The sequence below is a fragment of the Citrobacter sp. Cpo148 genome, assembly GCF_030332375.1.
Classification (GTDB): domain Bacteria; phylum Pseudomonadota; class Gammaproteobacteria; order Enterobacterales; family Enterobacteriaceae; genus Citrobacter; species Citrobacter portucalensis.
In genome coordinates this window covers 1-4,886 of the sequence record NZ_JAOWHY010000032.1, presented here as the reverse complement: position 1 = coordinate 4,886, position 4,886 = coordinate 1, and the positions used below count along the sequence as shown (strand labels likewise).

The window sequence follows — 4,886 nt, the reverse complement described above, 5'->3', positions numbered from 1 at the left end:
AACCCGGAGCAACCGCATCAACTTACGCCGCCGGAGATCTGGCTGCTGACTGATATCACAGAAGACTCAACGCTGGTTGACGGTTTTCTGGCTCAAATCCATTGCCTGCCGTGTGTGCCATTGAATGAAGTGGCAAAAGAGAACCTGCCGCATTACGTCATGAGTGCAACTGCGGAAATTGGGCGAGTAGCTGCAGGCGCAGTATCCGGTGATGTAAAAACCAGTGCGGGCCGCCGCGATGTTATCAACAGCATCAACTCTGTCACGCGCCTGATGGCACTCACCGCAGTTTCATTACATGCGCGTTTGCAGGCGAATCCGGCGATGGCAAGCGCAGTAGATACCGTGACGGGCCTCGGCGCTTCGTTCGGTCTGATCTGAGGTGGTTATGCTGACTAAAGAACCATCTTTTGCATCACTGCTTGTTAAGCAAAGTCCTGCAATGCACTGCGGTCATGGCTGGATTATGGGGAAGGATGGCAAGCGCTGGCATCCGTGCCGCTCTCAGGATGCGTTGCTGGCTGAGCTGTCCACTAAAAAGCAGGGGAAACCATGGCTATTGAAGGCGATGCTGCGACTGTTCCGTTAAGCGCGGGCCTCCGTCTTAATGGGTTAAACCACATCGCGGAATTAAGGGCGAAAGTGTTTGGCTTAAATATTGATTCAGAACTGGAGCGCTTTATTAGCGATATGCGGGACCAACGGGATATTAACCATGAGCAGAATAAACGCGCATTAGCCGCAATATTCTTTATGGCAAAGATTCCGGCGGAACGTCATAGCGTCAATGTTAGTGAACTGACGACTGACGAAAAGCGGGAGCTGATTAAAGCAATGAACCATTTCCGTACAGTGGTGAGTTTATTTCCAAATCGGCTAGCCATGCCGAATTAATCCACAATCGAAATTAAAGGCGTAAACCCGCCGGGCATCTTATTGCCCAAATTCAGGAGAAACAACAATGCGAAATATTGAAACCCGAATCACCAAAACAGGACCAGATGATGCTGGCCTTAATCAGATGCTGACTGATGCACGCATGGAAGAACGCCGTGCACGTGCCGCGGCAATGGCAGCCCGTCTTGATAGCCTGGCTTGCCATATAACGTCACGCCAGCTTAATCACGTTGAAGCGGCGGAGCTGCTGCGTATTGCGGCTGAAAACATTCAGAATGAAGCGCAGGAGATCCACTGATGGCTGATTCAATGGACCTTGTACAGCAGCGCGTTGAAGAAGAACGTCAGCGCCACATCCACACCGCCCGCAACAGAACGCCGGGCGTTTCCCGTGTGCTTTGCATTGATTGTGATGCACCGCTCCCGCCAGCTCGCCGCCGCGCCATTCCGGGCGTGCAGTGCTGTATCACTTGTCAGGAAATTGCAGAGCTGAAAGGCAAACATTACATAGGGGGGGCTGTATGAGCACCATCCTGAAATGGGCGGGTAATAAAACCGCCATAATGCCAGAACTGAAAAAACACCTTCCAGCAGGCCCGCGACTGGTTGAACCTTTCGCGGGTTCGTGCGCTGTGATGATGGCGACAGACTATCCTCATTATCTTGTCGCAGATATTAATCCTGATTTGATTAATCTTTATCTGATGATTCAGAAAGACCATGAGGCTGTCATTCAGATAGCTAGGGAGTTATTTAAAGATTTTAATTCGGATGTTCAGTATTACCGTGTCCGCCAGCATTTCAATTACTCAATTTCTAATGAAGTAGAAAAAGCAGCATATTTTCTATATTTAAATCGCCATGGCTATCGTGGCCTTTGCCGTTATAACCAGAAGGGTGAATATAACAATCCATACGGACATTATAAAAAGCCGTACTTCCCCGAAAACGAAATACGCGCTTTTGCCGTGAAAGCTAAACGTGCAATGTTTATTTGTGCCAGTTTTGAGGAAACACTGGCGCTGCTGCAGGCTGGTGATGTTGTTTATTGTGATCCGCCATACGATGGCACATTTAGCGGTTATCACACTGCCGGTTTTACAGAGGACGACCAGTATCATCTGGCGTCTATTCTTGAGCGCCGGTCATCAGAAGGTCATCCGGTTATCGTGTCCAACAGCGACACGTCCCTGACCCGTTCTCTCTATCGCAATTTCTCCCGCTATCAGCTGACGGCAAAGCGCAGCATGGGTGTGGCTGCCGGTGATGGTAAGTCCGCCGTGGAAATCATCGCTACTTCTAAACCTCATCACTGGATTGGTTTTGACCCTGCCGGCGCTCCTGATTGCTGCGTTAAGTATGAGGTGCGGGCGTGAGTGCGTGGGCTTATTACAACGAGATAGACCCGTTTGCAGCTGCGCGACTGCGTGTACACATGGCTGCCGGTCGCATTATGCCGGGTGTTGTAGATGAAAGGAGTATTGAAGATGTCAGACCCGATGATTTACGAGGATTTGCTCAGGTCCATTTCTTTGCAGGGGTTGGCATTTGGTCATATGCCCTGCGCCGTGTGGGCTGGGAAGACAGCAGAGAAGTCTGGACAGGTTCCTGCCCATGCCAGCCTTTCAGCGCGGCAGGCAAAGGAAAAGGATTTGCTGCCGCGCGGCACTTATGGCCCGCCATGCATTGGCTGGTCGGGCAGCGTCGCCCTGTCGTTGTCTTTGGCGAGCAATCTGCAAGTGCTGACGCAAATGACTGGATCGACCTTGTACAGACTGACGTGGAAGCCCTGGGTTATGCCTTCGGGGCGAGTGCGTTTCCGGCTGCGAGCGTCGGTGCCCCGAACATCCGGGACAGAACTTATTGGGTGGCCCACACCCACAGCGAATGCTTGGAAGCATCCCAGCAACGCGGGCCGTCAGGGAGGATTGAACTTGCAGACAGCTGCGCAGCTTTCGGGCTGGACAACTCCGAGCGCCAGCGACAGCAGGCGGGGAGGGCGGGGGATTACCGCGGGCATGTCCGGCAGCAGCCTTGCGCAACAGGTAAAAATGGCTGGCTGGCCTACGCCAACAGCCAGCGACCACAAGGGGGGATATCCTGGGGGGAGGATTCGCAACGGGAAAATATCGACAGATCGTCTGGATGTGGTGGCACAGATTGCAGGCCCGGTCCGGTTAACGGCTTCTGGAAAGATGCTGACTGGCTCAAATGCACAGATGGAAAATGGAGGCCAGTTAAATCCGGCCTTGAGCCTTTGGTTAATGGGGCTGCCTCCAGAGTGGGACGAATTCGAACCTACGGAAACGCCTTAAACGCAGAGGCGGCAGTAGTATTCATCAAGTCTTACATGATGGGGGCTGGACTGTGAAGTTGACCAGCTTCGAAATGGTGGCGGCCGGCGGCTCGAATGAGGCCGCCGCAGCCTTTCCATGGAATACCCCAAAAAAAGCGGTTAACCCCTATCTGGACCCGGCGGAAGTTGCGCCGGAGTCTGCGCTTTCAAACCTCATCGCTCTGTACGCTGCGGATAACGAGCAGGAGCATCTGCGCCGTAAGGCGCTGAGTGATAAGGTTTGGGAACGTTATTTCTTCAATGAATCCCGCGATCCTGTCCAGCGTGAAATGGAGCAGGATCGGCTGATTAGCCATGCCAAAATGGCCCGCGAACAGCAGCGCGTTAATCCCGATTTGGTGATTATTGCCGATGTTAGCGCCATGCCTGCCCATATCAGCAAGCCTTTGCTGGAGCGGATTAAATACTTCCATAGCCTGGGCAGGGCTAAAGCTTATTCCCGCTATCTGCGCGAAACAATCAGGCCTTGTCTGGAGCGGCTGGAGCGCGTACGTGACAGCCAGGTGTCTGCGTCTTTCCGGTTCATGGCGAGCCAGGACGGGCTGGAGGGGCTGCTGGTACTGCCTGAAATGAATCAGGAGCAGGTCAAGCGCCTTTCCACGCTGGTTGCGGCACATATGAGCATGTGTCTTGATGCGGCCTGCGGTGATCTGTTTGTCAGTGACGATGTTAAACCAGAAGAAATCCGCCAGGCATGGGAAAGGGTTGCTGCAGAAGCCATGCGCCTTGAGGTCATCCCGCCTGCCTTTGAGCAGTTGCGCCGCAAAAAGCGCCGCCGCAAGCCGGTGCCTTATGAACTGATCCCACCGTCGCTGGCGCGCATGCTGTGCGCGGACTGGTGGTATCGCAAATTGTGGCAGATGCGCTGCGAGTGGCGGGAGGAGCAGCTGCGCGCCGTCTGCCTGGTCAACAAGAAAGCGTCCCCGTATGTCAGCTATGAAGCCGTGATCCACAAACGCGAGCAGCGCCGCAAATCGCTGGAGTTCTTCCGCTCACATGAGCTGGTCAACGAAGACGGTGACACGCTGGACATGGAAGATGTGGTGAATGCCAGCAACAGCAACCCGGCACACCGCCGTAATGAAATGATGGCCTGTGTTAAAGGGCTGGAACTGATCGCGGAAATGCGCGGAGACTGCGCGGTGTTTTTTACCATCACCTGCCCGTCACGCTTCCACGCAACCCTCAACAACGGCAGACCTAATCCGAAGTGGACCAGTGCCACTGTCCGGCAGAGCAGTGACTACCTGGTTGATACGTTCGCCGCTTTCCGCAAGGCCATGCACAAGGCCGGGTTGCGCTGGTACGGCGTCCGCGTTGCAGAGCCGCACCATGACGGCACCGTGCACTGGCATCTTCTGTGCTTCATGCGCAAAAAAGACCGCCGTTCCATCACCGCACTGCTGCGTAAGTTTGCCATCCGTGAAGACCGCGAGGAACTGGGCACCAATACCGGGCCGCGCTTCAAGTCCGAGTTAATCAATCCGCGCAAGGGAACGCCGACCAGCTATATCGCCAAATACATCAGTAAGAACATCGACGGGCGCGGGCTGGCTAAAGAAATCAGCAAAGAAACCGGCAGATCACTGCGTGACAGCGCCGAGCATGTCAGCGCCTGGGCGTCACTGCACCG

8 protein-coding genes are annotated in these 4,886 nt (G+C 54.2%); all 8 read left to right on the top strand.

Going from position 1 to position 4,886, the window contains the following annotated elements; all coding sequences use genetic code 11:
• A partial coding sequence (locus OGY10_RS01740) for a phage regulatory CII family protein (RefSeq protein WP_286576089.1) occupies positions 1-381 on the top strand: 381 nt, incomplete at its 5' end.
• A gap of 7 nt (positions 382-388) precedes the next feature.
• Entirely contained in the window at positions 389-589 is a 201-nt protein-coding gene (locus OGY10_RS01735) for a phage filamentation protein Fil family protein (protein WP_000956168.1), read from the top strand.
• Positions 553-894, top strand: a complete 342-nt coding sequence (locus OGY10_RS01730) for a DUF5347 family protein (protein WP_000963480.1) — start codon at positions 553-555, stop codon at positions 892-894. The genes OGY10_RS01735 and OGY10_RS01730 overlap by 37 nt, the downstream gene beginning before the upstream one ends.
• Before the next feature lie 67 nt (positions 895-961).
• Positions 962-1,195, top strand: coding sequence for a DUF2732 family protein (locus OGY10_RS01725; protein WP_001244238.1), 234 nt, complete (start codon positions 962-964; stop codon positions 1,193-1,195).
• Positions 1,195-1,422, top strand: a complete 228-nt coding sequence (locus OGY10_RS01720; protein WP_286576094.1) for a TraR/DksA family transcriptional regulator — start codon at positions 1,195-1,197, stop codon at positions 1,420-1,422. The genes OGY10_RS01725 and OGY10_RS01720 overlap by 1 nt, the downstream gene beginning before the upstream one ends.
• A complete protein-coding gene (locus OGY10_RS01715; protein WP_286576093.1) occupies positions 1,419-2,273 on the top strand; it encodes a DNA adenine methylase in 855 nt (284 codons plus the stop codon). The genes OGY10_RS01720 and OGY10_RS01715 overlap by 4 nt, the downstream gene beginning before the upstream one ends.
• Entirely contained in the window at positions 2,270-3,268 is a 999-nt protein-coding gene (locus OGY10_RS01710; protein ID WP_286576092.1) for a DNA cytosine methyltransferase, read from the top strand. Before OGY10_RS01715 ends, OGY10_RS01710 begins: the two co-directional genes overlap by 4 nt.
• 17 nt (positions 3,269-3,285) lie before the next feature.
• On the top strand, positions 3,286-4,886 hold a 1,601-nt coding region (locus OGY10_RS01705), incomplete at its 3' end, for a replication endonuclease (RefSeq protein ID WP_286576096.1).